We start from the raw sequence: 25,533 nt of genomic DNA on the forward strand, positions 1-25,533 counted from the left end.
TAAGCACAGCATATGCATACCATGCCTTTAGAGCAGGCTTTCTGACTCTGATTCATCGCAACATTTCGGCCTTCCCAGTTTCCCAGTGACCCTATAATGAAACCTTGCTCCTCATTACAGCTATTTGCATAGTATGGGTTTTTCACCCATTTTCCTCTTTTACGCTCGGTAAATACCGACACTCACTAGTTCATTCATTTTTATCGATTATAAATATACTATATTAACACTCTATTTACAATACATATACCCCTTATGGGTATATGTATTTCGCATATTTTCAATATAATTTTTATACTGATAAAAAATATTGATTAATGATTAAATTCACAATCCTGCATAAAATTATATAAATTAACTTATATAAATAATTTTTTATTATATTTACTGTATATGACGGTATATATATTAATTTTAATAATAATAAAGCAATGTAAAAACTTTATTATAAAATCTTTTTATACACAGCAAAAATTTGATTAATAATAATACTCTTTATATTTTTTCATATCTAGCTCGCATTAATTATAAGTCTAATGCATGATTATGATAAAAAAGAGGCTATTACCAAGTAATAGCCTCTAATAAGACGAGATGTATTCAGTTAATCAATACTTTGTTGTAAGCGGTGTGCTCTGCGTGTATCCCACGCTTTACGCAAAACATAGATCACCAAGCCTATGCTTACTGCCACTGCGCTACCTACCATAGCATCAAAGCCACATGCGTAGATTGCATATAGGCAGTAAAGAACGCCTATACCGAACAAGTAATTAGAGCGTTTAATACGACTTTCAGCTACGCCAGCCATACGCATCATTGTAGGTACTGCCAAGATGCACAATACATACGGTACTACGTTAGTTACAACCGCTAAGTTTACTAGGATTTCAAACTGCTCACGCAAGGATTCGCTTGCAGTGAATAAAGTAAGTAATGTTTCAACAGCGAGTAAAATCAATACACCACGAACAGGAGCATCTTTGCTATTTACACGAGCGAATATTTTAGGGAAGTAACCATGTTCTGCTGCACTTTTGAAGACGCGAGACAATGTGAATTGCCAGCAAAGCAAAGCGCCAAAGCAAGAAATAACCATAGCAGCCATAACGATGTTTGCAATTGTATCATTGAACATGTATACGAATGTCAAACCGAATGGTGCGTTAGAATTTAATAAATCAACGTTAGGCACAATACCTGCCATAACGTTTGTGGACAAGATATAAACCACTGCCACTGCTAATGTACCCGCCACAGTTGCGATAGGTACGTTTTTCTTTGGATTCTCAACAGCATCAGCATTAGCCGCTGCGGACTCAAATCCTAGGAAGCCCCATAAAGTTAGGGAAATAGATTGTTTTACCGCATCATAAAGCGGAAGATCATTTGGGTTCCATGCCGCCCAATAGATAGATGGATCAAACCAATACCAGCCGATTGTACCGATTAATAAAACCGGAACAATAGAGCCCCAAATAGTCATATTGCTGAGTCGACCTGTGAAACGATTCCCTCTGAAGTTTAGAATCGCTGCAAACCACAAGAGCACAATTGTTACTTGACTTGTTTGTGTCGCATTGAGGTCAACACCAAAGAAAGCTGCGCCATAACCTACGGCAGATACCGCGATGGCGATATTAGCAATGATGAGAGATATGCTGTAAGCATAGCTCGCCATAAAATGTCCAGTTTTACCGAAGCGATGTTCTGCATAACCGCCCATGCCCCCTTGTTTTTGGGAGAACATACCCGCTTGAGCAAAAATATACGCTAGTAAAAGCGCACCCACAGCTGTCACGAGCCAAGATAAAACTGAAATAGTACCAACTTGAGCCAAATTAGTTGGTAACATAATGATCCCAGCTCCTAGCATATTGGCTGCTACCATTGTGGTTAGCTGGAATACAGACATTTTTTTAGCGGTGGTTTTCATGTATCAATCCCCTTTCACTAAGGTGAATTTTTTCTCGTCCATAATTCACTTAAAATATATATACCGCTAAGTAAATTCAGTTCGTGCTGTGATGGGCTTGAATGTGAATTTACCGTTTTTATTCTTATTACGAGTTAAATAATAACACCTATGAAACCAAAATAAAAGTACTTTATTGGCGGACAAGGCATATTACACGAATTGAATAAATCATAGGTAATTTATCATCAAAATCGAACAGAACTCATTTTAATCGTAGCAAAGTATATTTTTACCCCATTTTATTCTGTGTATAGATGTAATTTTTCCTATCTATCACGGTTATAGTGTCCTAGTACAAGACTATTATTTCCTCACAGTCCACTATATATGTACATGTAAATACATCATTTTAATAGTGGATTATCAATTAGAATTTTGGGCTTTATAGGTATCGTCTAGCTTTTAAATAAAAAATCGATATACATATAAGTATAATGGGCAATATTAGACCCTTAATGAAATCCTTATATGTATATCGATCTTATTTTTCCAGATTTTATTGATAACTATTCTTTATTTTTATCTACTACTTATTCCGCACTAAGCTCTACTCTTCTACAGATTCAACGATTTCTTTCCATTCAGCAATTTGCTTTTCCTCAGCAGCGATAATGATTTTACCATTATTACGTTGTCGTTCCACACATTCTGGAGCCGTACCAGAATAGTTATTACGACCTGCAACACAAGCTTCGATGGAGATAGCGTCAAGAATATCTGCATCAAAATGGTTGGAAATAGCTTTGAAGTCCTCTACGGATAGATCAAGGAGTACACAACCTTTTTCGATGCAATGATGCACCGCATTACCTACGATTTCATGGGCTTCACGGAATGGAACACCTTTCTTCGCAAGATAATCCGCCATATCTGTAGCATTGGAGAAGTCGTCATCCAAGACTGCTTTCATATGAGCCCCATTGACCTTCATACCACGAATCATAGCCGCATTAATGGACAATGCGAAGTGTACTGTATCAATAGCATCGAAGATACCTTCTTTATCCTCTTGCATATCCTTGTTGTATGTAAGAGGCAAGCCTTTCAAAGTTGTTAAAAGGCCTAACAAATGACCATAGGTACGGCCTGTTTTACCACGAACCAGCTCGCAAACGTCAGGATTTTTCTTTTGCGGCATAATACTAGAGCCCGTGCAGTGAGCATCATCAAGTTCAATAAAATTGAACTCATTGGTAGACCACAAGATCAACTCTTCGCTAAGACGGCTCAAATGCATCATCACGAGAGATGCAAAGGATAAGAATTCAACTACGTAGTCACGGTCAGATACGGCATCCATACTATTTTCGTAAATACGAGAGAAGCCCAAAAGCTTTTGCGTATATGTTTGATCAATGCCGTATGTAGAACCAGCTAATGCGCCGGCCCCAAGTGGCATGATGTCCGCATGTTTGAATACCATCAACAATCGATCAAAATCTCGTTCTAACATGGAGAAATAGGCCATCATATGATGCCCAAACAATACAGGTTGAGCCCGTTGTAAATGCGTATAGCCAGGCATGATAACGTCACTATATTTTTCAGCTGTTTCGATGAGGGCCTTTTGCATGTCTACGATAAGCTCCCCCATTTCCACAACGGCTTTACGCACGTACATATGCAAGTCTACTGCACATTGGTCATTACGGCTGCGGCCTGTATGCAAACGACCACCGGCTTCACCGATATCATCGGTGAGGCGTTTTTCAATATTCATATGAATATCTTCAAGAGCTACGGAGAACGGAAACTCTCCTTTATCAATCTGACATTTAATCTTCGTTAAACCTGCTATGATGGCATCTCGATCTGCATCGGAGATAATATGTTGTTTTGCCAGCATAGTCGCATGTGCCTTGCTGCCTGCAATATCTTCGGCGTACATCCGCGCATCAAAAGCGATAGAGGATGTAAAATCCTCTACCGCTTTATCAGTGCCTTTTGTGAAACGCCCGCCCCACAATTTAGCCATTATTTACCTGCCTTTTCTTTCATCAATGCATTAATTTTGAGAGGTAAACCGAACAAGTTGATGAAACCTTCTGCATCAGCTTGATCGTATACATCATCTTCTTCAAATGTTACAAAATCTTCGCTGTACAAGGAATATGGAGAAGTACTACCCGCAGAAATGATATTGCCTTTGTACAATTTAAGTTTTACTTCACCGGTTACAGTTTTTTGAGTTTCGTCAACAAACGCTTGTAATGCGTTCATCAATGGTGCGAACCACATGCCATCGTATACAAGTTCAGCGTATTTGTTAGCAATGAGTTCTTTGTAGTGGTATGTAGCTCTATCTAAGCAGAGGTATTCAAGTTCTCTGTGAGCATACATGATGATGGAACCACCTGGGTTTTCATAAACGCCACGGGATTTCATACCTACCAATCTATTTTCAACGATATCTACAACGCCTACACCATAGTGTGCACCAATCTCGTTGAGTTTTTCTAATAATTGTAATGGGGTGCCTTCTTGACCGTCTACGGCTACAGGTACACCTTCTTTAAAGGATACAGTTACATAACCAGCTTCATCTGGAGCTTGTTCAGGTGTATGTGTTACCAAATACACATCATCTTTAGGAGCATTTGCTGGATTTTCAAGATCGCCGCCTTCATGGGATAAATGCCATACGTTTTGGTCCATAGAATATGGATGAGATTTTGTAGCTACAACTGGAATATCATGTTTAGCAGCATATTCCATGCAATCTGTTCTAGATTTCAAATCCCATTCTCTCCAAGGAGCAATGATTTTCATGTTAGGAGCTAATGCTTTGATAGTCAACTCAAAACGAACTTGGTCATTACCTTTACCAGTCGCACCATGAGCGATTGCATCAGCGCCTTCTTTTTTGGCAATATCTACAAGAATTTTACCAATTAAAGGTCTCGCGAAGGATGTACCTAATAAATATTTACCTTCATAAATTGCACCAGCTTTTACAGTAGGCCATACATAATCTTTTACAAACTCTTCCTTAGCGTCAACGATGTACGCTTTAGATGCGCCAGATTTGATCGCTTTTTTCTCAACTGCATCATAATCCTCAGGTTGGCCCAAGTCTACACACACTGCAATAACTTCAGCACCATAATTTTCTTTCAACCAAGGAATGATAACAGAAGTATCTAAGCCACCAGAATATGCGAGTACTACTTTATTTGCTTTACCCATGATAACACCTCATAAACCACTATCTATTTAGACTAATATAATCAATACAATATCAGATAATTGTGAAAGCACCGTGGTATCTTCTATTACCGACAGGTATTCTCTCCTTCTGACAAAAAATAGTATACACCTGTATAATTATAAATGCAAGCATTATTTTTATTCATTTTAATAATATATTTCGTTTACGAACTAATAAATAAGCTATATCTAGTAATCGAACACCAGATATAGCTTATTAAATATATTAAGTTATTCTTCCACAAGCTCCAAGTCCTGTTCGTACGCATAGTCTGCTTCGGCTTGTGTAATCATGCCTTGGTCTACCATTTGTTCGAGCACCAGCTTTTGTCGAGCTTTAGCCCCTTCATAGTTCGTGTAAGGATCTAAATAGGACGGTGCATTGGGTAATGCAGCGAGCAAAGCGCTTTGCCCCAATGTTAATCGACTGGGACTCGTCCCAAAGTATCCGTGAGCTGCTTCGTAGATACCATAATAATTATGACCATAATATACGGTATTCAAATACATAGTTAAAATTTCTTCCTTAGAATAGTAATGTTCCATCTCGCTAGCGAGGATGGCCTCTTCTACCTTACGACTCATGATGCGCTTTGAGGAAAGGAACAGATTTTTTACAAGTTGTTGTGTAATAGTACTACCGCCTTCCAAGGTTTCACCTGCTATGGTATTTGTGTACAAGGCGCGAATAATACCGAGTACATCAATAGCTCCATGTTTATAATACCGCTTATCTTCAATAGCGATTAATGCATTTTTTGTATACTCAGGAATAACATCCCCTTTCACCCAATGCTCTTTTGAAACACGTTGATTAAGAGCTATCTGTACTTTATCTCTAAATGTAAACAGTCGTATAATTCGATCCGTACGACTGAGCGTGTCTTCACTTTGTTCTATTTGTTTTTCAACAAGTGTATGAGCTTTACTCTCACGATTTGTCCCTTGAAAGCTATGGTATCCGTCATATATAAACATAGCCAAAATCATGACCACCACGAATACAACTAGATTTCGAAGGTAGCGAAATACTTTCATTTCTTTCACCTATTTCTTAAAGGTCTGTAATATAAACACATGTAAACATAAGTTTATAATCTAGCCATCTATACAATACCTTATATACATATACAAATATAAAGTATATTAAATGTATTGTATCACATCAATCAAGAAGAAGATATGTAAAACACTAGTTTTTACGTCCACTCATACTACAAATATATTTAATATATCTTATAACGGCACGACACTATATATCTATAAATACCGATTAATGCATATTAGTTATACTTATTAAGTTGTATTAAAAACTTTAAATAGAGTATAATATATGAGATGATAAAAACATGCCTATGGAGGAGTAATATGAAACAGTGTATGGATTCAGAAAATCTGCATCGTCGATTGCGTAAAATCTTAGGTCAAGTGCAAGCTATTGATCGAATGATTGAAGAAGACATTCCCTGCGAAGATGTGTTGAGCCAAATTAATGCAGCTAAGTCTGCACTACATAAAGTAGGACAAGTAATTCTTGAAGGACATATCAACCACTGCGTACGAGATGGTATCGAACATGGTGACGTGGAAAAAACCATTAGCGACTTTACAAAAGCTGTAGAGCGCTTTGCAAATATGGGTAAATAAAAAAGGACTCTACAAATGAATTGCACCCAAAAAATTGGACATAATTTTTGGAGGTGCAGTTCAAAATGTAGGGTCCTTTTTATTACCCTCATATTAATCGTGGTTAGTTGTTAAGAATTCGCTCAATGCAGCGAGTGCCTCGTCTTCGTCAGCACCGTCAGCCGTCAAGGTAACGGATGTGCCTTTTGTAGCACCCAAGGTCAATACAGTTAAAATGGATTTAGCATCTGCTGTTTTGCCATTAGCAGCGATAGTCACTTTGGAAGCGAACTTAGCAGCCAATTGTGTGAAAGCTGTAGCAGGACGAGCATGTAAACCGGATTCGTTAGTAATTTCTACTGTTAATTCTTTCATGATAACCTCTTTCTATCTCGATAGGCGGTGCCTATCCATACGTTCTAATAGATATATTGTATCAATATCAAGCATTTCAATTCAAGTATATTACATCCTATTTACTATGTAATAATCCTATTTAACAAAAGTAAAATTATAATAAACCTTTTTCAGCTAATACAGATTTAGCGTATTCTGTAATTTCTTCTGCTGTGTCCATAGTAAGTGCTTTATTTGCTACCTCTTCACATTCTGTTTTGGAAACAGAACGCAAAATATTTTTAATAAGAGGAATCGAAGAAGCCGTCATGGAGAATTCGTCGAGGCCAAGGCCCAACAGAATCATGGTCGCCACAGGGTCGCTAGCAAGCTCACCACACATGCCTGTAAATTTACCTTGTTCATGACTAGCATCAATGACGTGCTTAATAAGACGTAACACACCTGGATGCAATGGTTGATACAAGCTACCAATTGCTTCGTTCATACGGTCTACTGCCAATGTGTATTGGCAAAGATCATTCGTACCGATACTAAAGAAGTCTACATATTTAGCAAGAATTGGAGATATAACAGCTGCCGCTGGTACTTCGATCATGATGCCAACCTTGATATCCTTGTTGAAATCCTTACCCTCAGCCTCCAGTTCCTCCTTACATTCACTAAGCATAGCATTCGCTTGCTTCACTTCCTCAACGGAAGCAATCATAGGATACATGATGTGAATATCACCAAACGCACTAGCTCGTAATAAGGCACGCAATTGTACCTTAAAGATGTCTGGACGATTTAAGGATATACGAATAGCGCGATATCCTAGGAATGGATTCATTTCACTTGGTAAATCAAGGCATTTCAATTCCTTGTCTCCACCGATGTCCATGGTACGGATAATAACAGGCTGCCCCTTCATATCTTGGGCTACCTTTTTATACTCTTCGAATTGTATTTCTTCTGCAGGCAATTCGTCATTTTCCATGTAAAGGAATTCTGTACGATACAAACCAATACCTTGTGCGCCCATAGTGAGCGCATGTTTAGCATCCTTCGCCTTACCAATGTTGCCGAATAGTTCTACATGATGACCATCAATGGTAGTAGCTTCAAGATTAGCGGATTCGCGTAACCGTTTTAACTCCTCTTGGAACGCCAACGCTTGATTTGTATACTCCGTCCAATCCGCATCAGATGGATTGATTTCCACGATACCATCCGTACCAAGAACGACTGCCTTATCGCCATCTGCAAAGCTTTCAATATCACCAACGCCCATAACTGCAGGAATCTCTAAGGTGCGAGCCATAATAGCCGCATGAGATGTAGGGCCACCTGCTGCCGTAACGATACCTTTTACTACCGCTTTATCAAGGGATGCCGTATCAGATGGTGCCAAATCATGAGCCACCAAGATAACCTCGCCAGAAATATGTGATAAACCGCGAGGGTTCATGCCTAACATATTACGCATCAAACGATCACCGATATCCTTAATATCTGCGCCTCGTTCACGCATGTAAGCGTCTTCCATACCAAGGAAGATATTTGCAAAGGTTTCAATTGTTTGAGCCGTAGCCGCTACCACATTCATATGGCTAGACTCAACAAGGGATTTAATTCCGTCAGATAAGGATGGGTCTTGAGCAATTTGCATATGCGCTTCAAAAATAGCCGCCTCTTCTGGCCCCATTTCATCCAACGCTTTTTTACGAATAGTATCCAATTGTTTTAAGGTAGATGCCATAGCAGTTGCAAACTTGCCTATTTCTTCTTCTACCTTGTCTTCCGTTACATTGTAATCAGGAATGACAATTTCCTCTTGAATATATCTATATACATTGCCTACTGCAATGCCACGAGATCCAGAAATCCCTTGAATTCGCATATGTGTTCCTCTTTCTATTACGATTAACTACATTACTCTTTATTTTATCATTTCTCTGTTAAACAATAAAGTAATCCAAATACCTATATTCCCTTAAATAATCGTCCCATATGGGGCATTTTTTGTTTCACTATAACTCTTAATAAACGCTGTAAGCTTTCCTTATTTTCCCTTTATTTTGCTATAAATTTATACGATTCCATACAATGCTTAAGGCCTATTTATGATATGATATAATATTATAATATAGAATATATAATAATAAACATATGAGACTTTCACGGGCTTCATGGTGAAAGTCTTACTTATTGATAGGAGACTTTATGAAATTAACGAAAATGCATGGTCTCGGCAATGACTTCATCCTCTTTGCCGACCCACAAGGGACGTCTAAAGACTACACAGACCTCGCCATCCGCCTTTGCGATCGTCGCACGGGTATTGGTGCCGATGGTCTTGCCGTCCTAGTTCCTTCCGAAACCTGTGATGTGCGCATGCGCATCATCAACTCCGATGGTAGTGAAGCAGAAATGTGCGGTAATGCCATCCGTTGCTTTGCCAAATACGCTTATGAACACGGTGAAACAACGAAGGAGACTTTCACCATCGAAACCTTAGCTGGCGTAATGAAGCCTACATTGACTATCGAAAACGGAATAGTCACACAAGTTACTGTAAACATGGGCAAACCATTCTTTAAGTCCCAAGACATTCCTATGAATGTAAACATGGATAAGGTTATCGACGTAGACCTCGATGTAAACGGTGAGACCATAACGGTAAGCTCCGTATTGCTTGGCGTGCCTCATACGGAGGTATTCATCGCCGACATTACAAAAGCCCCTGTTACAACACAAGGCCCTATCCTTGAAAAGCACGATGCCTTCCCTGCTAACACAAATGTAAACTACATTGAAGTAGTAAATGACAAACACATCAAGGTGCGCACTTGGGAGCGTGGAGCTGGCGCTACCTTAGCATGTGGAACAGGATCTTGTGCCTCTGCCGTTATGTCCTTTGAAAAAGGTTTAACAGGCCGTGAAGTAGATGTAGAACTTTATTTAGGAACATTGCATATTTCATACTTGGAGGATGGCACGGTGCTCATGACAGGCCCGGCTGAGGAAGTCTTCGAAACAGAACTTCCTATCGATTAAAATGAAGTGGTTACAACTTATATTAAATGCGTTCCTAAGGTACCAACAGGGCCGCACACTCATGCCACGGAATATAGAGCCCCTTTTGGGACTACTTGCATCCATTCTCGTCATCCTCATAGCCGTAGCCAATAGCATCGCTATTGGTTATGCCTTGATTGTCGTATGGAGCATCATGGCCTACGTGTTCTACCGCAAAGGATATGCACCAAAAGAATTATTAAACCTATCTTGGACAGGTGCGAAAACATCCATCGTAGTGATGCAAATCTTCCTTCTCATCGGTTGGCTCATCGCCATGTGGCAAGCAGCAGGCGTTATTCCTATGATTATCGCCACAGGTATCGATTTAATTGATCCATCCATCTTTATCGTCTGTGCCTTTTTAATAACAGCTATAGTGAGTATGTTGTTAGGTACTGCACTAGGCACTGTAGGAACGATAGGCATCGTACTCATCACCATGGCAAGAGCTGGTAATATTCCAGAAAATATTGTGGCCGGTGCTATTATTGCAGGTGCTTACTTTGGTGATCGAAACGGACCACTATCATCTAGTGCGTCTCTCGTAGCAACCTTAACCCATACAAAGGTATCGACGAATATTCCCATTATGTTTAAAGATGGTATTCCAGCACTCATCATCTCTACAGTGTTGTATCTATTACTATCTCAGTGGTACCCACTCAATTACGAAAATAGTTTACTATCCGATACAATTCACTTTATTTTCAATATCGATTGGACATTATGGATTCCAGTCATCATCGTCATTGGTCTATTGCCTTTGAAAGTATCTATCCGTTGGCCTATCGGACTCAGTGCATTAGCGGCGGCCATTCTAGCCTATACCAATCAGGATGCGAGCCTCTCAGAGTTGGGATGGTATACCTTAACAGGCTTTGAACTACCGCACTATAATCCACTAGCTAATATCATTCATGGCGGCGGTCTACAAACGATGTTTATCCCTACCCTTTCAATTTTTATGGCTACTGCCATTTCAGGCATGCTCGAAGGGGTTGGCTTCTGGAACGATATACGACAACTGTTAGAGCGAGCTAAAACACGGAGCGATGTATTTGCTGCCAATGTAGGTCTTGCTTTCTTAACAGGTGCGGTTGGATGCAGCCAAGCTATTGCGGTAGTTATGACGCACTCTATTATGCGTATTACCTACGCACAGCGAGGTATTCAAGACGAAGATGTAATGCTAGACTTTGAAAATAGTGGCATTCTCATCGCTCCATTACAACCATGGAATATCGCTGCCTACGTGCCCATTGTCATGATGGGTACAAGTTCAACAGGTTATGTACCATTTGCCTTCTTCCTATATCTAGTACCACTCATCTATTGGTTACGATTACGGAAGCAAGATCAACCAATCATACGCTAATTAGTATTATCTCAAAAGGGGAAATTGTATGATTTATACCATTACCTTTAATCCAGCTCTCGATTATATCGTGCGCCTTGATCACCTCAAGACGGGTACTATTAATCGCACCATCCAAGAATACGTTCTCGGTGGTGGCAAAGGTATCAACGTATCTATCGTGCTCAACAATCTTGGCATGGATACGACAGCACTCGGCTTCATCGCAGGGTTTACAGGCGAAGAAATCGTAACACAACTCAAGAAATTCGGCGTGAAAGAAGATTTCATCCGGCTTCGCGAAGGATTAACCCGCATCAATGTTAAGGTAAAAGCCTCTGATGAGGAAACAGAGATTAATGGCCGCGGCCCAATCATTGCTACCGACGAATTAGAAGCTCTATACAAACAGCTTGATGCGTTGACCGAAAAGGACACCTTAATCCTTGCTGGCAGCATTCCTTCTAGCCTACCAAGCGATATGTACGAACTCATTATGGAGCGCTTACAACATAAAAATATTCGCATCGTAGTCGATGCTACAAAGGATCTACTCACAAAAGTCTTGCCTTATAAACCATTTTTAATTAAGCCAAATAATCACGAGCTTAGTGAAATCTTTGGGCGCACTTTATCTACAAAAGATCAGCTTGTAGAAGCAGCAAAAACATTGCAAGAGAAAGGCGCACAACACGTGCTCATCTCCATGGCTGGTGATGGTGCTATTTTGGTGTCCGCTGACGGCACTGTATATACCAGTCCTGCCCCTAAAGGAACTCTCGTGAATTCCGTGGGTGCTGGCGACTCCATGGTAGCCGGCTTTATTACGGGCTATGAAAAGACGGGTGACTTACAAGAGGCGCTCTATTGGGGTATCTCCAGTGGCTCTGCCTCCGCTTACTCTGAAAACCTCGCAACCCTTGAAGAAGTAGAAACACTGCTTTCACAAGTACGAGTTAAATAGTTTTATATTTTATGTGCATCAAGGAGTACACATATGAAAATCACTGATCTATTAAAACCTCAATCTATCCTACTGAATGCAGATCCTGTCACAAAAGCTGACGCCATTTACACCTTAGGTGAATTGATGGACAAAGGAGGCTATTTGACAGACAAGGCAGAATATTTAAAAGCTGTCTTCGCTCGTGAAGAGTCTGGTTCTACAGGCCTTGGCGACGGTATTGCCACACCACATGCTAAATCTGCAGGAGTAAAAGAACCAGGCCTCGCCGCTATGGTTGTACCTAATGGGGTAGACTTTGAAGCATTAGATGGTCAACCTTCTCGCCTATTCTTCATGATTGCGGCTCCAGAAGGCGCCGCTGACACTCATGTTGAGGTATTGAGCAAACTAGCAACTATGGTGATTGACCCAGACTTCAAAGAAGCCCTAATTCAAGCGGCTACTGTTGATCGATTCTTAGAGCTCATTACAGCTAAAGAAGAAGGAAACTTTGACCCATCCGTAGAAGGATATATCAAACCAGCAGAGGATCAAAAAGCAACCAGCATTACCGATGCTATCGAAGCAAAGGCTACAGAAGCAATTGAAAAGGTAGCACCTAAGATTTCTGTAGATAACCCGCATTATGATGTACTTGCTGTTACTGGCTGCCCTACAGGCATTGCACATACCTATATGGCGGCTGAATCTTTAGAACGCAAAGCTAAAGAAATGGGTGTTTCTTTAAAAGTAGAAAAGAATGGTGCATCTGGTGTTAAAGACGCTCTTACAGCAGAAGAAATCGAGCACGCTAAATGCATTATCGTAGCTTCTGACCGTCAAGTAGAGATGGCACGCTTTGATGGCAAACCTATGATTCAAACTAAGGTTGCGAACGGCATCAATAAAGCGGAAGAGTTATTGCGTGAAGCTATGGCTGGTACAGCACCTGTATACCATGCTTCCCCATCTGACAAAAATGGTGCAGTGGCTGCATTCGATGCGGCAGATAACTTTGGTCGTCAAATCTACAAACATTTGATGAATGGTGTCTCCCACATGTTGCCATTCGTTATCGGTGGCGGTATCTTAATTGCCCTTGCCTTTTTATTCGATGTATTCGACCCAGCAAATCCTAAAAACTTTGGTTCCGGTACACCTCTTGCAGCTTTCTTAATGCAAATCGGTGGCGCTTCCTTTGGCTTCATGTTACCCGTATTAGCGGGTTACATCGCTATGAGTATTGCGGACCGTCCAGGTCTTGTAGCTGGTTTTGTTGGAGGCTTATTAGCTAACCAAGGTGGCTCTGGTTTCCTAGGTGCATTGATTGCCGGTTTCGCAGCAGGTTATTTGGTATTATTAGTTAAGAAATTAGTATCTGGTTTACCTCAAGCCTTAGAAGGTACAAAACCGGTTCTCTTCTACCCTGTGCTTGGCGTATTATTCATTGGTATCGCCATTACCTTTATCATCAATCCTCCTGTATCCGCACTTAACCACTGGTTGATGGACTCCTTGCAATCCATGGGCACAACGAGCCGCGTATTGTTAGGTCTTATCTTTGGTGCTATGATGTCCGTTGACATGGGCGGCCCTGTAAACAAAGCGGCTTATGTTATCGGTACTGGTGCTCTTGCAACTGGCGAATACGGTATTATGGCGGCTGTCATGGCAGGCGGTATGGTTCCTCCATTGGCAATCGCTCTTTGTACTACATTCTTCCCTAGCCGCTTCACAGAGGCTGAACGTAAATCTGGTATCACAAACTACATCATGGGCCTTTCCTTCATCACAGAAGGTGCCATCCCATTTGCAGCAGCCGATCCAGTTCGCGTATTACCAGCTTGTATTATCGGTGCTGGTACAGCCGGTGCGTTATCCATGTTCTTCGAATGCACACTACGCGCTCCACACGGCGGCATTTTTGTAGTACCAACAATTGGTAATCCACTACTATACCTTGCGTCCATCGCAATCGGTTCCGTTGTGGCTTGCTTTATCTTAGCACTTGTAAAGCCAAGCTTAAAAAAATAGTATCACAAAATAAATCATTAAAATTAACCATCAATTATAGCTTATATATGATTGATTGATGGCTGATAATTGTTGATTGTTTATGATGAGTTTCGACGATTAGCAGTTAGTAACTAATAGTTAACATTTAGCGACTAATTGATTAATGACTCTTATCGATGGTGAAAGCTGGTGTCACACCAGTAGATATAGTAAAAGGACTAGAATATACGTATTCTGAACTGACCTAAAATTGGACATAATTTTGGAACAACAATTCAGAAGTATACGTGATCTAGTCCTTTTCTGATATTCAAAAATAATTAATATTATTTTATATTTTATAATCTAGACTACTTTCAAAAGTGGAAGCAAGTCCTCAAAATTGTACAATCACATCGATTTATGTTAAACTATATAAATATTAATAAACTTTAAAATTATAAACTATTATTAGAAATCTAGTTCGGAGAGCTAATTCATGAAATCATCCAAAAATTGTAAGGTCACTGCTGCATTTCTTGCTGCAGCTGCATTGGGTGGTGTTGCCCATGCAGAGCCTACACTTAACATGAATGATTTAGTAGGTACGAGTACCAGTGCTGAATCAACGACACAGAGTCCTACAAGTGTAGCAACTCCAGTCGTGAAACCAATGGCAACTCAGCCAGTCTTACCAGCTACACCACAACCGGCCACCGTTGTACAACAACAAACACCACCGATGGCACAACCTCAACCATCCTACGTGATGCAACCAGCAACGGTTAGCCCTGTACAAACTCAACAAGTTACACCATTGCAATCAGTACTGCAACAAGTAGTACCAATGCAATCTCAACAACAGGTTCAAACTCAACCTCAGTATGTTGTCAATAAAGATACAAAAACTGTCATGGAGCCTACATTAGCAATGCACAGTTTGATAAATGTACAACGAAAAACTGAACCTGTTACTGTAGAGAAACCAGTGGATGGTAAGCAACAAGTACAAACTACACAAGTACAGCGTACGCCTGTTGTTATTCAACAAGAATCCATAGCTCCATTAACTGTATCAAATACTACAGTAACAAAAGCCGTAGTAGCAAAACAGAGGCTTACGATTCGAGATATTCAACGAGCTGAGCGTGAGCGTCTAGCTCAACTAGCCGCTGAAGAAGCATCCCAACAAGAAAATTTATCACAAGCTGATCAACAACAACTCGCTCAAAAACAAGCTGAAGCTCAACGTCAAGCAGCACTACAAGCACAACAACAAGCAGAAGCCCAACGGCAAGCAGCTTTGCAGGCGGAACAAGAACGTGTGGTAGCTCAACAAGCTGAGGCTCAACGCCAAGCGGCTTTACGTGCTGAGCAGGAACGTATTGCGGCCCAACAAGCTGAGCAAGCACGTATTGCAGAAGAACGCCGTCAAGCGGCAGAGCAAGAGCGCATTCGTATCCAAGAGGAACAACGCCGTATTGCTGAGCAACAGGCGGAACAAGAGCGTATCGCCGCTCAGCAAGCCGAAGCTCAACGCCAAGCGGCTATTAGAGCGGAACAAGAACGTATCGCCGCTCAACAAGCTGAGGCTCAACGTCAAGCGGCTATTAGAGCGGAACAAGAACGTATTGCCGCTCAGCAAGCTGAAGCTCAACGCCAAGCAGCTATTAAAGCAGAACAAGAACGTATCGCCGCTCAACAAGCTGAGGCTCAACGCCAAGCAGCTATTAGAGCGGAACAAGAACGTATCGCCGCTCAACAAGCGGAAGCTCAACGCCAAGCGGCTATTAGAGCGGAGCAAGAACGTATTGCCGCTCAACAAGCCGAAGCTCAACGTCAAGCAGCTATTAAAGCTGAACAAGAACGTATCGCTGCTCAACAAGCTGAGGCTCAACGCCAAGCTGCTATTAAAGCAGAACAAGAACGTATCGCTGCTCAACAAGCCGAAGCTCAACGCCAAGCGGCTCTAAAAGCTGAACGTGAGCGTATCCTCGCTCAACAGGCTGAAGAAGAACGCTTAGCTGCTGAAGAAGTAGCTCGCCAACGTGCTGAAGCCGCCGCTAAAGCTGAAGCCGAACGACAAGCAGTTATTAGAGCAGAACAAGAACGTATGGCAGCTCAACAGGCTGAAGCTCAACGCCAAGCAGCTATTAAAGCAGAACAAGAACGTATCGCCGCACAACAGGCTGAATCTCAACGGCAAGCAGCTTTAAAAGCTGAACAAGAGCGTATCGCGGCCGAGAAAGCTAAAGCTGAACGCGAAGCCGCTATAAAAGCGGAGCAAGAACGTATTGCTGCTAAACAAGCGGAACTTGCAAGACAAGCTGTGATCCAAGAAGAACAAGAACGTTTAGCTGCTGAACAACTAGCAAAAGAAGAAGCGGCAGCTGCAGCAAAAGCTCAGGCTGAAGCCGAGGCAAAAGCTAAAGCTAAAGCAGAAGCAGATGCTGCTGCTAAAGCGCAAGCTGAAGCCGAGGCAAAAGCTAAAGCAGAAGCAGATGCTGCTGCTAAAGCGCAAGCTGAAGCCGAGGCAAAAGCTAAAGCAGAAGTAGATGCTGCTGCTAAAGCTCAGGCTGAAGCCGAGGCTAAGGCTAAAGCTCAATCTGAAGCCGAAGCAAAAGCTAAATCTGAGGCAGAGACTAAACAGGTTCAAGAAACTAAATTACCGCAATCTTATGTAAATGCTCGTAATGAAGCTTCCACAAAAGGCTCTCCTGTAACAGAAGAGAAAAATATTCTCTCCCAACCAATTGAACCTCCATTGCAAGCTGATGCGTCTGCAAAGATTAGTCTTGCTTTCGACGCGAAAAATTATGAATCCATGTCTACCACAGTAGATAATAAGGAAATTAAATATCGCGCCTTCGAGTATATCCCTTACGTGGCTAATCCAATCGACATAGATCAGCAATACATGAACATTTATGTACCAGAGGAATATTTCAACAACGGCACCATCAATGGTTACAACACCCAAACAGCCCCTATCTTCATGCCAAATGCAGTAGGTGGTTACATGCCGAGCCAAGCTATGACGCCTAAGGTAGAAAATGGAAAACCTAACAGTGTTCTTTACGCATTATCCCGTGGTTATGTAGTAGCTTCCCCATCTACTCGTGGTCGTACCAATAAAGCTTCCGATGGCAACTTTATCGGTAAGGCCCCTGCAGTAATCGTTGACTTACAAGCGGCTACAGCCTACTTACACGCTAACGATTCCGCTATGCCAGGTAATGCAAATCGCATTATCACAAATGGTACTAGTGCAGGCGGTGGTGTATCCTTATTACAAGGTGCAACTGGTAACAGCTCCGACTTCCAACCATATTTACAAGCATTAGGTGCAGCTACAGCGGCAACTAATGTATACGCAGTATCTGCATATGCCCCTATCACTAACCTTGATGCGGCAGATATGGCTTACGAATGGAGCTATAACGGTATCACAGCCTTTAACAAAGTAACTATGGGCCAAGGCGAATTACCACAAGCTAATGTAGGTGGCAACTCTGCTCCACCACAACGTACGATGCAACGTGTAAACTTGAATACAGACGATTTATCATACTCTAAAATACTCAGCGAACACTTCCCTGATTACGTAAATAACTTACAATTACGTGACTCTCTAGGTCGTATACTAAAACTCGACAAGAATGGTAACGGGACTTTCAAAAACTATGTAAAAGAGTTTATCGTTGCTGCCGCTAATAAAGCAGCAGCTCAAGGTACTGATTTATCCAAGCATACATACCTTGTACGAGATAATAAAACAGGGGCCATCAAAGACATTAACTGGGAAGCATATAACCACTTTGTAAGTCGCTCAAAAGCGCCTGGTGCCTTTGACTCTCGTGCTAATGATACAGGTGAAAACAATCTATTTGGTACAAGTACTACAGATAATAATCACTTTACCATTACTGCTGCATTACACGATTCAACAGCTAACCAAGATGTATACGTAGAAAATGCTAAGATCGTTACTATGATGAATCCAATGAACTATCTTGGTTCTCCTGCTGCGACAAATGCACGATTCTATCGTATTCGTTATGGCACAGCCGACAGCAATACATCTGTTGCAATTCCTTTAATCGTAGGTACACGTGCTCAAAACCTTGGGTACAGAGTAGATATGGCAACACCATTTGATGTAGATCACTCTGGTGACTACGATTTAGAAGAATTATTCAACTGGATGGATAATATCGTTAAAAACGGTAGATAATTACAATTAAATACCAAAATACTAAAGGAGCTACCTAGTAGCTCCTTTTTCATATACAATTATAAATTTTTTTGTGTTTTCAATTATAAATGTTATTGTGAAAGTCCCTCTCCGACTATCAATAATCTGCACCATTATCTACTCAGTACATCACCCTATTATAATAACAAAAGAGTTCAAACAAAAAAGGATGCTCCCTGTAAAATACAGGGAAACATCCATGTGTTTGAGCCAGTAGAAAACAACTGTTATGCTTTCACCATGATAGAAAATTAAACTTCAGGGAATAAAGCTGTAGATAAGTAGCGTTCGCCTGTATCAGGGAGAATTACTACAATATTTTTGCCTTTATTTTCAGGGCGTTTTGCCAATTCTTGAGCCGCCCAAAGCGCAGCACCAGAGGAAATACCTACCAATACACCTTCTGTGTGACCGAAAGCTTGAGATGTAGCAAAAGCATCCTCGTTAGAAACTTGGATTACTTCATCGTAAATGTTAGTATCCAATGTATCTGGAATAAAGCCAGCACCTAAGCCTTGGATTTTATGAGGGCCTGGTTTACCATTAGACAATACAGGAGAATCTGCTGGTTCTACGGCAACCACATGTACATCAGGGTTTTGTTCTTTCAAGTAGCGACCTGCACCTGTCAACGTACCGCCTGTACCAACACCAGATACGTAGATATCTACGGTACCATCAGTATCTTGCCAGATTTCAGGACCAGTTGTTCTGTAGTGAATTGCAGGATTAGCTTGATTTACGAACTGACCGGCTTCAATAGCACCAGCTGTAGCCGTTACGATTTCCTTAGCTTTTGCAATAGCGCCTTTCATACCAAGAGAACCGTCAGTCAATACGAGCTGAGCACCATAACCAAGCATTAATTTACGGCGTTCAATGGACATCGTTTCAGGCATTACGATTACAACTTTATAGCCAAGCGCAGCACCTACAGCAGACAAGCCAATACCAGTATTACCAGATGTAGCTTCTACGATTGTGCCGCCTGGTTGTAATTCACCAGATTCAACTGCAGCTTGAATGATTGCTGCTGCGATACGGTCTTTTACGGAACCGCCTGGGTTAAAGTATTCCAATTTTGCGAAAATATTAGCGTTTGCACCATATTTTTTACCAAAACGTGTAGCAGCTAATAATGGTGTTTTACCAATTAATTCAACAAAAGATTTTGCAATTTTAGACATAGTGGTCACTCCTTATTAAATAGAACCATCCCAGTTATCATATTTTGTATCAAGTTTTGCGTAAGTCCCATCGATTACATCTTGAAGGGTTACGTTTTCTAAATAATCATGGATATAGTTTTGTAATCCTGCCCAGAAACCAACGGTACGTTCGTTGATCACTGTATCAGTACTCACCCCTTCATCAAGGGTAGAGATGATAGCCATAGATTCCTCTGTAGCAAGCAAAATTTCAATAATTGTATATTCTTTAGGGCTTTTAGATAAGCGATAGCCGCCATACTTACCGCGGATACTATCCACTAGTTTTGCAGCGCCTAAACGAGCTACGATACCTTCTAGGTATTTTTCAGATATGCCTTGTCGTTCTGCTACAGATCGCAAGGAGACAGGTTTATCTTGACCTTGCTCTGCCAAATCGATGAGGACCATCAATGCATACCGACCTTTTGTGGAAATCCTCATATATTTTGCCTTTCTTTGTAAATATTAGTATTAACACACCCTATACTATAAAGTGCTTTTATTATATTTATAAAACTATTTATAAAACCTTTCATATTAATAGGAATTAATTTCATTATAGACCACTCACTATAAAAATGCAAGAACTTATTTCCTACTTTTATAAAGGGATATCTGCCCACCCTTATATTTATTGAGTTTATCCTATATTTTAACTTAATAGCTCACCTCGTAGAAGGCTCAAGTTATCATACTTTTGTTAGCTCTCAATACAACGGAGTAAGAATAATCTTATAACACAAAAGGACCAGCCCGAAGGCCAGTCCTTTTGCGTATAGTTTGTAGTTTGTTATATGAGGTTTACCATGATGAATTGGAGAGGGTTCATCTGGTATTGGGACTTACCGTATCGTCAGGAAAACGATGCGCGCCCGTGTTTATGTCATTTGAGGAGTTGTCTAGATTACTCTAGCATTTAAGTATAAGTTTCTTAATTAGATTTTACCTACAAGATCAAGACCTGGTTTCAAAGTATCTTTACCTGGTTTCCAACGTGCAGGGCACACTTGATCGCCATGTTTAGCTACGAATTGAGCAGCTTGTACTTTACGAACCAATTCTTCAGCGGAACGGCCGATACCCATATCATGAATTTCTGCTGTACGCACGAAGCCTTCTGGATCTACTACGAATGTACCACGGTAAGCCATAGCAGATTCTTCTTGGAATACATCGAAGAAATCAGCTAATTCATGTTTTTTGTCAGCCAACATGTAGTACTCGATTTTATTGATGCTTGGAGAAGCATCAGACCATGCTTTGTGAACGAATTCGGAGTCACAAGATACGGAGTAAACTTCGCAACCCAATTCTTTCAACTCTGCATAGGAGTTTTGTACGTCTTCCAACTCAGTAGGGCATACAAATGTGAAGTCTGCTGGATAGAATACAAATACAGACCATTTACCCAACACGTCTGCAGTGCTAACTTTTACCAATTCAGGTTTTTTGAAAGCATCAAGTGTAAATTCAGGAAGTTGTTTACCAATAATAGACATGTTATGTCCTCCTTATTTGAGTTCCATATGTAACGAATATATTTATATTGGTGTACTTAACACCATATCTATATCTATCTTTGTCTATATAATAACAAATATCATTCAATATTGCAAGCGTTATTTTTAAATTTATCGATATATTTTTCCCAACTTTTTTCGATGTAAGCAAAAAAGAGAAGAAAGATGCTCATTTCTGAGCATCTTTCTTCTTTTTACGTACTATTTTTTTAGTTCTAAGATTGCATCTACGAAACCACGGAATAATGGATGTGCATTATTTGGGCGAGATTTAAGTTCTGGATGTGCTTGTGTACCAATAAAGAATGGATGATTTTTTACTTCAATACTTTCAACAAGACGGCCATCTGGAGATGTACCTGAAATCACAAGACCTGCATCGGTCAATTGTTGACGGTATTCATTGTTGAACTCATAGCGATGACGATGACGTTCATAAATCAAATCTTCCCCATAAGCTTCGTGAGTTTTCGTACCGGCTTCCACTTTGCATGGATAGATACCTAGGCGCATTGTACCGCCTTTTTTATCTACATCAACTTGATCACTCATCAAGTCAATTACTTTGTACTTAGCATTTTCATCGAATTCGCTAGAGGTTGCTCCTTCCATGCCACATACGTTACGAGCAAATTCCATTACTGCAGATTGCATGCCAAGGCATAGGCCAAGATATGGAATATTGTTTTCACGAGCGTATTGGATTGTGCGGATTTTACCTTCTACACCACGGGAACCAAATCCACCAGGTACGATGATACCTTCAACACCTTCAAATACCTCTTTAGGATCTACAGATGTATCATCAAGTTCTTCAGAGTCAATCCAACGAATATTCACTTTAGTACCCGTAGCAATACCAGCATGATCTAGAGCTTCAACTACGGATAAATACGCATCATGCAACGCTACATATTTACCAACAATAGCAACTGTAATATCTTTATTAGGATTCAAGATCTTATGAACCATTTCTTTCCATGCAGTCATATCACATGGACGATCTTCAAGACCTAACTTTTTGATAACAATATCGTCAAGACCTTGATCTTGCATCATCAATGGCACTTCATAGATAGAGCTACAAGTTTGATTTTCAATAACTGCTTCAGGTTCTACGTCGCAGAACAAAGCAAGTTTTTCTTTCATATCATCAGAGATATGTTTTTCGCTACGACATACCAAAATATCTGGTTGAATACCAATGCTACGCAATTCTTTTACACTATGTTGTGTAGGTTTTGTTTTCAACTCGCCTGCGGCATTGATGTAAGGCACTAATGTAACGTGAATGTAAAGTACATCGTTACGACCTACCTCTTTTTTCACCTGACGAATGGCTTCCATGAATGGCAAGCTTTCAATATCACCTACGGTACCACCAATTTCTGTAATAACTACATCAGCATTATCCTCTTTACCTACACGGTAAACATTTTGTTTAATTTCATTTGTAATATGTGGAATTACTTGTACAGTGCTACCTAGGTAATCACCTTTGCGTTCTTTATTGATTACAGACCAATATACTTTACCAGCTGTAATATTGGAACGTTTACTAAGGTTAATATCGATAAAGCGTTCATAATGGCCCAAATCAAGGTCAGTTTCGGCGCCGTCATCTGTTACAAATACTTCACCATGTTGGTAAGGGCTCATCGTACCCGGATCGATATTAATGTATGGGTCAAATTTTTGAATCGTTACATTGAAACCACGGTTTTTTAGTAAGCGACCCAAAGATGCTGCTGTAATTCCCTTCCCAAGAGAAGAAACAACGCCGCCAGTTACGAAAATATACTTAGTTGCCATGATGCCTCCCACCTATTACATTTTTTCCGGAGCGGAAATACCTAAAATACCCAAGCCTTGACGAAGAACGAGGGCAATCGCTGTAATTAATCCAAGACGAGCTTGTTGTAATGCTGGATCTACGCCAATGATACGACCTTGACGGTAGAATGAATGGAACATGCTTGCCAAATCATATAGATAACGAGCAATACGATGAGGTGCACGATGTTCGGCAGCTTGAACGACCTCTTCCGGATATTCAGCTAATTTCTTAATTAATTCTAATTCCATTTCACTTGTAAGTGTTGTGAAATCAGTTTCATTATAATCGCCAAATGCAATGCCAGCTTCATGCACTTGGTTATAAATGCTGTGAATACGAGCATGAGCATATTGGATATAATACACTGGGTTGTCATTACTGCGAGATTTTGCCAAGTTAATATCGAAATCAAGTTGGCTGTCTAAGGAGCGCATCAAGAAGAAATAGCGAGACGCATCTACGCCAACCTCTTCAATCAATTCATCTAATGTAACGCTATCACCACTACGTTTAGACAATTTAACAAGTCGTCCGTCACGGAACAATGCTACCATTTGTAATAACAATACTGTTAATTTATCAGGGTCATAACCAAACGCCGCCATAGCCGCTTTTACACGACATACATAGCCATGATGGTCAGCGCCCCAAATATCAATCATCTCTTTGAAGCCACGATCATATTTATTGCGATGATATGCAATATCTGCCGCCAAATACGTAGGAACTCCATTATCACGGATAACTACGCGGTCTTTATCATCACCATAATCAGTAGATTTTAACCATAAAGCACCGTCTTTTTCATAAACTTTGCCAAGGGCCTTTAACGCCTCTACGGAATGATGAATCTCATCCGTTTCATGAACTGTACGTTCAGAGAACCAATTATCAAAAGTAACGCGAAAATTTCTTAAGGTTTCCTCTAAGCGAGCTAATTTTTCTTTTAAGCCCTCTTCCTTAAACAAGGCTATACGATCTGCTTCGTTCATAGCATTTAATTTATCAAAGCCTTCGCGTTCTGCAATTGCTTTCGCTGTTTCAATAATATCTGGACCACGATAGCCATTTTCAGGGAACACTAATGCTCCTTCTGGAATATCGAACTCAGGCATGGAACCGTCTTCATTACGTTTAGGCGGGAATACTAATTTAGCACCTTGTAACTCTTGGAAACGGTACTCAATGGAAATAGCCATGTTGTCGATTTGATTGCCTGCATCATTGATATAGTATTCAGATTGTACATTGTAACCCGCTGCACGTAACAAGTTTACAAGAGCACTACCGTATGCAGCACCGCGACCATGACCAACATGCAATGGTCCTGTAGGGTTTGCACTTACGTACTCTACTTGAATCGTATCGCGCGCACGCAATGGTTGAACACCGTACTCAGTACCAGCATTCAAAATGGCTTTTAACGTATCATACACCATATCAGATTTCAAAAAGAAATTAATAAAACCTGCGCCGGCAACCTCAGCACGTTCAAGCCAATCAAAATTCATATGACTAATCAAAGCTTCAGCAATAGCTCGAGGATTTTGACGAGCTACACGAGCGGATTGCATAGCGATGTTTGTAGAAAAATCACCGAATTCCTTTTGAGGTGGCACTTCGAGAACGATTTCTGGATATTCCCCAGCCGGCAAATCACCGCTGTTAATCGTATCTTGTAATGCCTGTTCAATCCCCGATTTCAGGATTTCCTTCATGTCCATGCTCTATATCCTCCCGCACGTCTATATCTAACTGATTATAAAATTGCCATTCACCTTCGACGGAAATATCATATCCTAAATGAACATGACCTACGCCATCGTGAAAGTCTACTGTTAATTCATGAGTATTTACGGCCATATGTAAATCACCATATGGTGTTTCATACACGGCTTCGCGTTCTTCACCACGAACGTATTGATGACGCATATTGACAGCCCCTGTTCGGAGCAACACGATAGAATCATCATGGATTTTAATGGTCGTCTTAACCCCATCCAATCCAGTCACACTAGATTCTTCGTAACGCACATATTGAGCATTACCCTTTTCATGTGACGTACCTGGGGAAATCAGTTCCACTACGGTATCCTTGCCATCCATATCTCGTTGTACACTCTTTACGGACACTAGAACCCGCTTCATTTTCAACCTCCATGGTAGTAATTAATCATCATATTA

General features: G+C 40.7%; 18 protein-coding genes and 1 riboswitch. Of the genes, 6 read left to right on the top strand and 12 right to left on the bottom strand.

The genetic code is table 11. The features are described 5' to 3' along the window. Positions 1-14: 14 nt before the first annotated feature. Positions 15-202, bottom strand: a riboswitch (cobalamin riboswitch). 402 nt (positions 203-604) lie between these two features. The 4 genes from potE to PK1910_RS05970 form a co-directional block, all read right to left on the bottom strand. Further along, on the bottom strand, positions 605-1,936 hold the full coding sequence (potE, locus tag PK1910_RS05955) for a putrescine-ornithine antiporter (protein WP_004697529.1): 1,332 nt from the start codon (positions 1,934-1,936) through the stop codon (positions 605-607). 589 nt (positions 1,937-2,525) lie between these two features. Beyond that, a complete protein-coding gene (gene argH / locus PK1910_RS05960; protein ID WP_058948109.1) occupies positions 2,526-3,953 on the bottom strand; it encodes an argininosuccinate lyase in 1,428 nt (475 codons plus the stop codon). After that, on the bottom strand, positions 3,953-5,164 hold the full coding sequence (locus PK1910_RS05965; protein WP_058948110.1) for an argininosuccinate synthase: 1,212 nt from the start codon (positions 5,162-5,164) through the stop codon (positions 3,953-3,955). Before PK1910_RS05965 ends, argH begins: the two co-directional genes overlap by 1 nt. A 252-nt stretch (positions 5,165-5,416) precedes the next feature. Beyond that, entirely contained in the window at positions 5,417-6,223 is an 807-nt protein-coding gene (locus PK1910_RS05970; RefSeq protein ID WP_058948111.1) for a transglycosylase domain-containing protein, read from the bottom strand. Positions 6,224-6,553: 330 nt separating this feature from the next. Between PK1910_RS05970 and PK1910_RS05975 the strand changes: the two genes are divergently transcribed. Then, positions 6,554-6,832: a metal-sensing transcriptional repressor gene (locus PK1910_RS05975; RefSeq protein WP_004697521.1), complete on the top strand. Its 279-nt coding sequence runs from the start codon at positions 6,554-6,556 to the stop codon at positions 6,830-6,832. A 93-nt stretch (positions 6,833-6,925) separates the two neighbouring features. Here PK1910_RS05975 and PK1910_RS05980 read toward each other — a convergent pair whose 3' ends face one another. Together PK1910_RS05980 and ptsP are read right to left on the bottom strand one after the other, a co-directional pair. Continuing rightward, positions 6,926-7,186, bottom strand: a complete 261-nt coding sequence (locus tag PK1910_RS05980; RefSeq protein ID WP_004695032.1) for an HPr family phosphocarrier protein — start codon at positions 7,184-7,186, stop codon at positions 6,926-6,928. Positions 7,187-7,322: 136 nt separating this feature from the next. Next, positions 7,323-9,050, bottom strand: a complete 1,728-nt coding sequence (gene ptsP / locus PK1910_RS05985; RefSeq protein ID WP_058948112.1) for a phosphoenolpyruvate--protein phosphotransferase — start codon at positions 9,048-9,050, stop codon at positions 7,323-7,325. A 323-nt stretch (positions 9,051-9,373) separates the two neighbouring features. Between ptsP and dapF the strand changes: the two genes are divergently transcribed. The 5 genes from dapF to PK1910_RS06010 all read left to right on the top strand — a co-directional run bounded on the left by dapF (position 9,374) and on the right by PK1910_RS06010 (position 18,760). Continuing rightward, positions 9,374-10,207 (top strand): diaminopimelate epimerase, encoded by an 834-nt coding sequence (dapF, locus tag PK1910_RS05990; protein ID WP_058948113.1) that lies wholly within the window; start codon positions 9,374-9,376, stop codon positions 10,205-10,207. Position 10,208: 1 nt separating this feature from the next. Next, a complete protein-coding gene (locus tag PK1910_RS05995) occupies positions 10,209-11,606 on the top strand; it encodes a Na+/H+ antiporter NhaC family protein (RefSeq protein WP_058948114.1) in 1,398 nt (465 codons plus the stop codon). 28 nt (positions 11,607-11,634) lie between these two features. Beyond that, positions 11,635-12,549, top strand: a complete 915-nt coding sequence (gene pfkB / locus PK1910_RS06000; protein ID WP_004695028.1) for a 1-phosphofructokinase — start codon at positions 11,635-11,637, stop codon at positions 12,547-12,549. A gap of 33 nt (positions 12,550-12,582) precedes the next feature. Then, positions 12,583-14,565 (top strand): PTS fructose transporter subunit IIABC, encoded by a 1,983-nt coding sequence (locus PK1910_RS06005; protein ID WP_058948115.1) that lies wholly within the window; start codon positions 12,583-12,585, stop codon positions 14,563-14,565. A gap of 460 nt (positions 14,566-15,025) precedes the next feature. Then, positions 15,026-18,760, top strand: coding sequence for a subtype B tannase (locus PK1910_RS06010; protein WP_331298431.1), 3,735 nt, complete (start codon positions 15,026-15,028; stop codon positions 18,758-18,760). Between the two features lie 272 nt (positions 18,761-19,032). Here PK1910_RS06010 and cysK read toward each other — a convergent pair whose 3' ends face one another. The 6 genes from cysK to PK1910_RS06040 all read right to left on the bottom strand — a co-directional run bounded on the left by cysK (position 19,033) and on the right by PK1910_RS06040 (position 25,497). After that, positions 19,033-19,968, bottom strand: coding sequence for a cysteine synthase A (gene cysK, locus PK1910_RS06015; RefSeq protein ID WP_012864824.1), 936 nt, complete (start codon positions 19,966-19,968; stop codon positions 19,033-19,035). A 15-nt stretch (positions 19,969-19,983) separates the two neighbouring features. Continuing rightward, on the bottom strand, positions 19,984-20,433 hold the full coding sequence (locus PK1910_RS06020) for an RrF2 family transcriptional regulator (protein ID WP_004695020.1): 450 nt from the start codon (positions 20,431-20,433) through the stop codon (positions 19,984-19,986). Positions 20,434-20,927: 494 nt separating this feature from the next. Beyond that, positions 20,928-21,491 (bottom strand): alkyl hydroperoxide reductase subunit C, encoded by a 564-nt coding sequence (ahpC, locus tag PK1910_RS06025; protein ID WP_004695016.1) that lies wholly within the window; start codon positions 21,489-21,491, stop codon positions 20,928-20,930. A 222-nt stretch (positions 21,492-21,713) separates the two neighbouring features. Beyond that, positions 21,714-23,324 carry a CTP synthase gene (locus PK1910_RS06030; RefSeq protein ID WP_004695015.1) on the bottom strand — a complete coding sequence of 537 codons (1,611 nt, stop codon included), beginning with the start codon at positions 23,322-23,324 and terminating at the stop codon, positions 21,714-21,716. A gap of 15 nt (positions 23,325-23,339) precedes the next feature. After that, positions 23,340-25,073 carry an arginine--tRNA ligase gene (gene argS / locus PK1910_RS06035; protein ID WP_058948116.1) on the bottom strand — a complete coding sequence of 578 codons (1,734 nt, stop codon included), beginning with the start codon at positions 25,071-25,073 and terminating at the stop codon, positions 23,340-23,342. After that, positions 25,039-25,497 (bottom strand): YwiB family protein, encoded by a 459-nt coding sequence (locus PK1910_RS06040; protein ID WP_004695011.1) that lies wholly within the window; start codon positions 25,495-25,497, stop codon positions 25,039-25,041. Before PK1910_RS06040 ends, argS begins: the two co-directional genes overlap by 35 nt. Positions 25,498-25,533: the final 36 nt, after the last annotated feature.

It is taken from the genome of Veillonella parvula (assembly GCF_036456085.1).
Classification (GTDB): domain Bacteria; phylum Bacillota; class Negativicutes; order Veillonellales; family Veillonellaceae; genus Veillonella; species Veillonella parvula_E.

Excerpts from the sequence above, each read along its gene's own strand:
- argH (WP_058948109.1), bottom strand. The coding sequence starts at position 3,953 with ATGGCTAAATTGTGGGGCGGGCGTTTCACAAAAGGCACTGATAAAGCG.
- PK1910_RS06005 (WP_058948115.1), top strand. The coding sequence starts at position 12,583 with ATGAAAATCACTGATCTATTAAAACCTCAATCTATCCTACTGAATGCA.
- argS (WP_058948116.1), bottom strand. The coding sequence starts at position 25,073 with ATGGACATGAAGGAAATCCTGAAATCGGGGATTGAACAGGCATTACAA.
- PK1910_RS05980 (WP_004695032.1), bottom strand. The coding sequence starts at position 7,186 with ATGAAAGAATTAACAGTAGAAATTACTAACGAATCCGGTTTACATGCT.
- potE (WP_004697529.1), bottom strand. The coding sequence starts at position 1,936 with ATGAAAACCACCGCTAAAAAAATGTCTGTATTCCAGCTAACCACAATG.
- PK1910_RS06020 (WP_004695020.1), bottom strand. The coding sequence starts at position 20,433 with ATGAGGATTTCCACAAAAGGTCGGTATGCATTGATGGTCCTCATCGAT.
- cysK (WP_012864824.1), bottom strand. The coding sequence starts at position 19,968 with ATGTCTAAAATTGCAAAATCTTTTGTTGAATTAATTGGTAAAACACCA.
- PK1910_RS06010 (WP_331298431.1), top strand. The coding sequence starts at position 15,026 with ATGAAATCATCCAAAAATTGTAAGGTCACTGCTGCATTTCTTGCTGCA.
- dapF (WP_058948113.1), top strand. The coding sequence starts at position 9,374 with ATGAAATTAACGAAAATGCATGGTCTCGGCAATGACTTCATCCTCTTT.
- PK1910_RS06040 (WP_004695011.1), bottom strand. The coding sequence starts at position 25,497 with ATGAAGCGGGTTCTAGTGTCCGTAAAGAGTGTACAACGAGATATGGAT.
- PK1910_RS05965 (WP_058948110.1), bottom strand. The coding sequence starts at position 5,164 with ATGGGTAAAGCAAATAAAGTAGTACTCGCATATTCTGGTGGCTTAGAT.
- ahpC (WP_004695016.1), bottom strand. The coding sequence starts at position 21,491 with ATGTCTATTATTGGTAAACAACTTCCTGAATTTACACTTGATGCTTTC.
- PK1910_RS05995 (WP_058948114.1), top strand. The coding sequence starts at position 10,209 with ATGAAGTGGTTACAACTTATATTAAATGCGTTCCTAAGGTACCAACAG.
- PK1910_RS05975 (WP_004697521.1), top strand. The coding sequence starts at position 6,554 with ATGAAACAGTGTATGGATTCAGAAAATCTGCATCGTCGATTGCGTAAA.
- pfkB (WP_004695028.1), top strand. The coding sequence starts at position 11,635 with ATGATTTATACCATTACCTTTAATCCAGCTCTCGATTATATCGTGCGC.
- PK1910_RS06030 (WP_004695015.1), bottom strand. The coding sequence starts at position 23,324 with ATGGCAACTAAGTATATTTTCGTAACTGGCGGCGTTGTTTCTTCTCTT.
- PK1910_RS05970 (WP_058948111.1), bottom strand. The coding sequence starts at position 6,223 with ATGAAAGTATTTCGCTACCTTCGAAATCTAGTTGTATTCGTGGTGGTC.
- ptsP (WP_058948112.1), bottom strand. The coding sequence starts at position 9,050 with ATGCGAATTCAAGGGATTTCTGGATCTCGTGGCATTGCAGTAGGCAAT.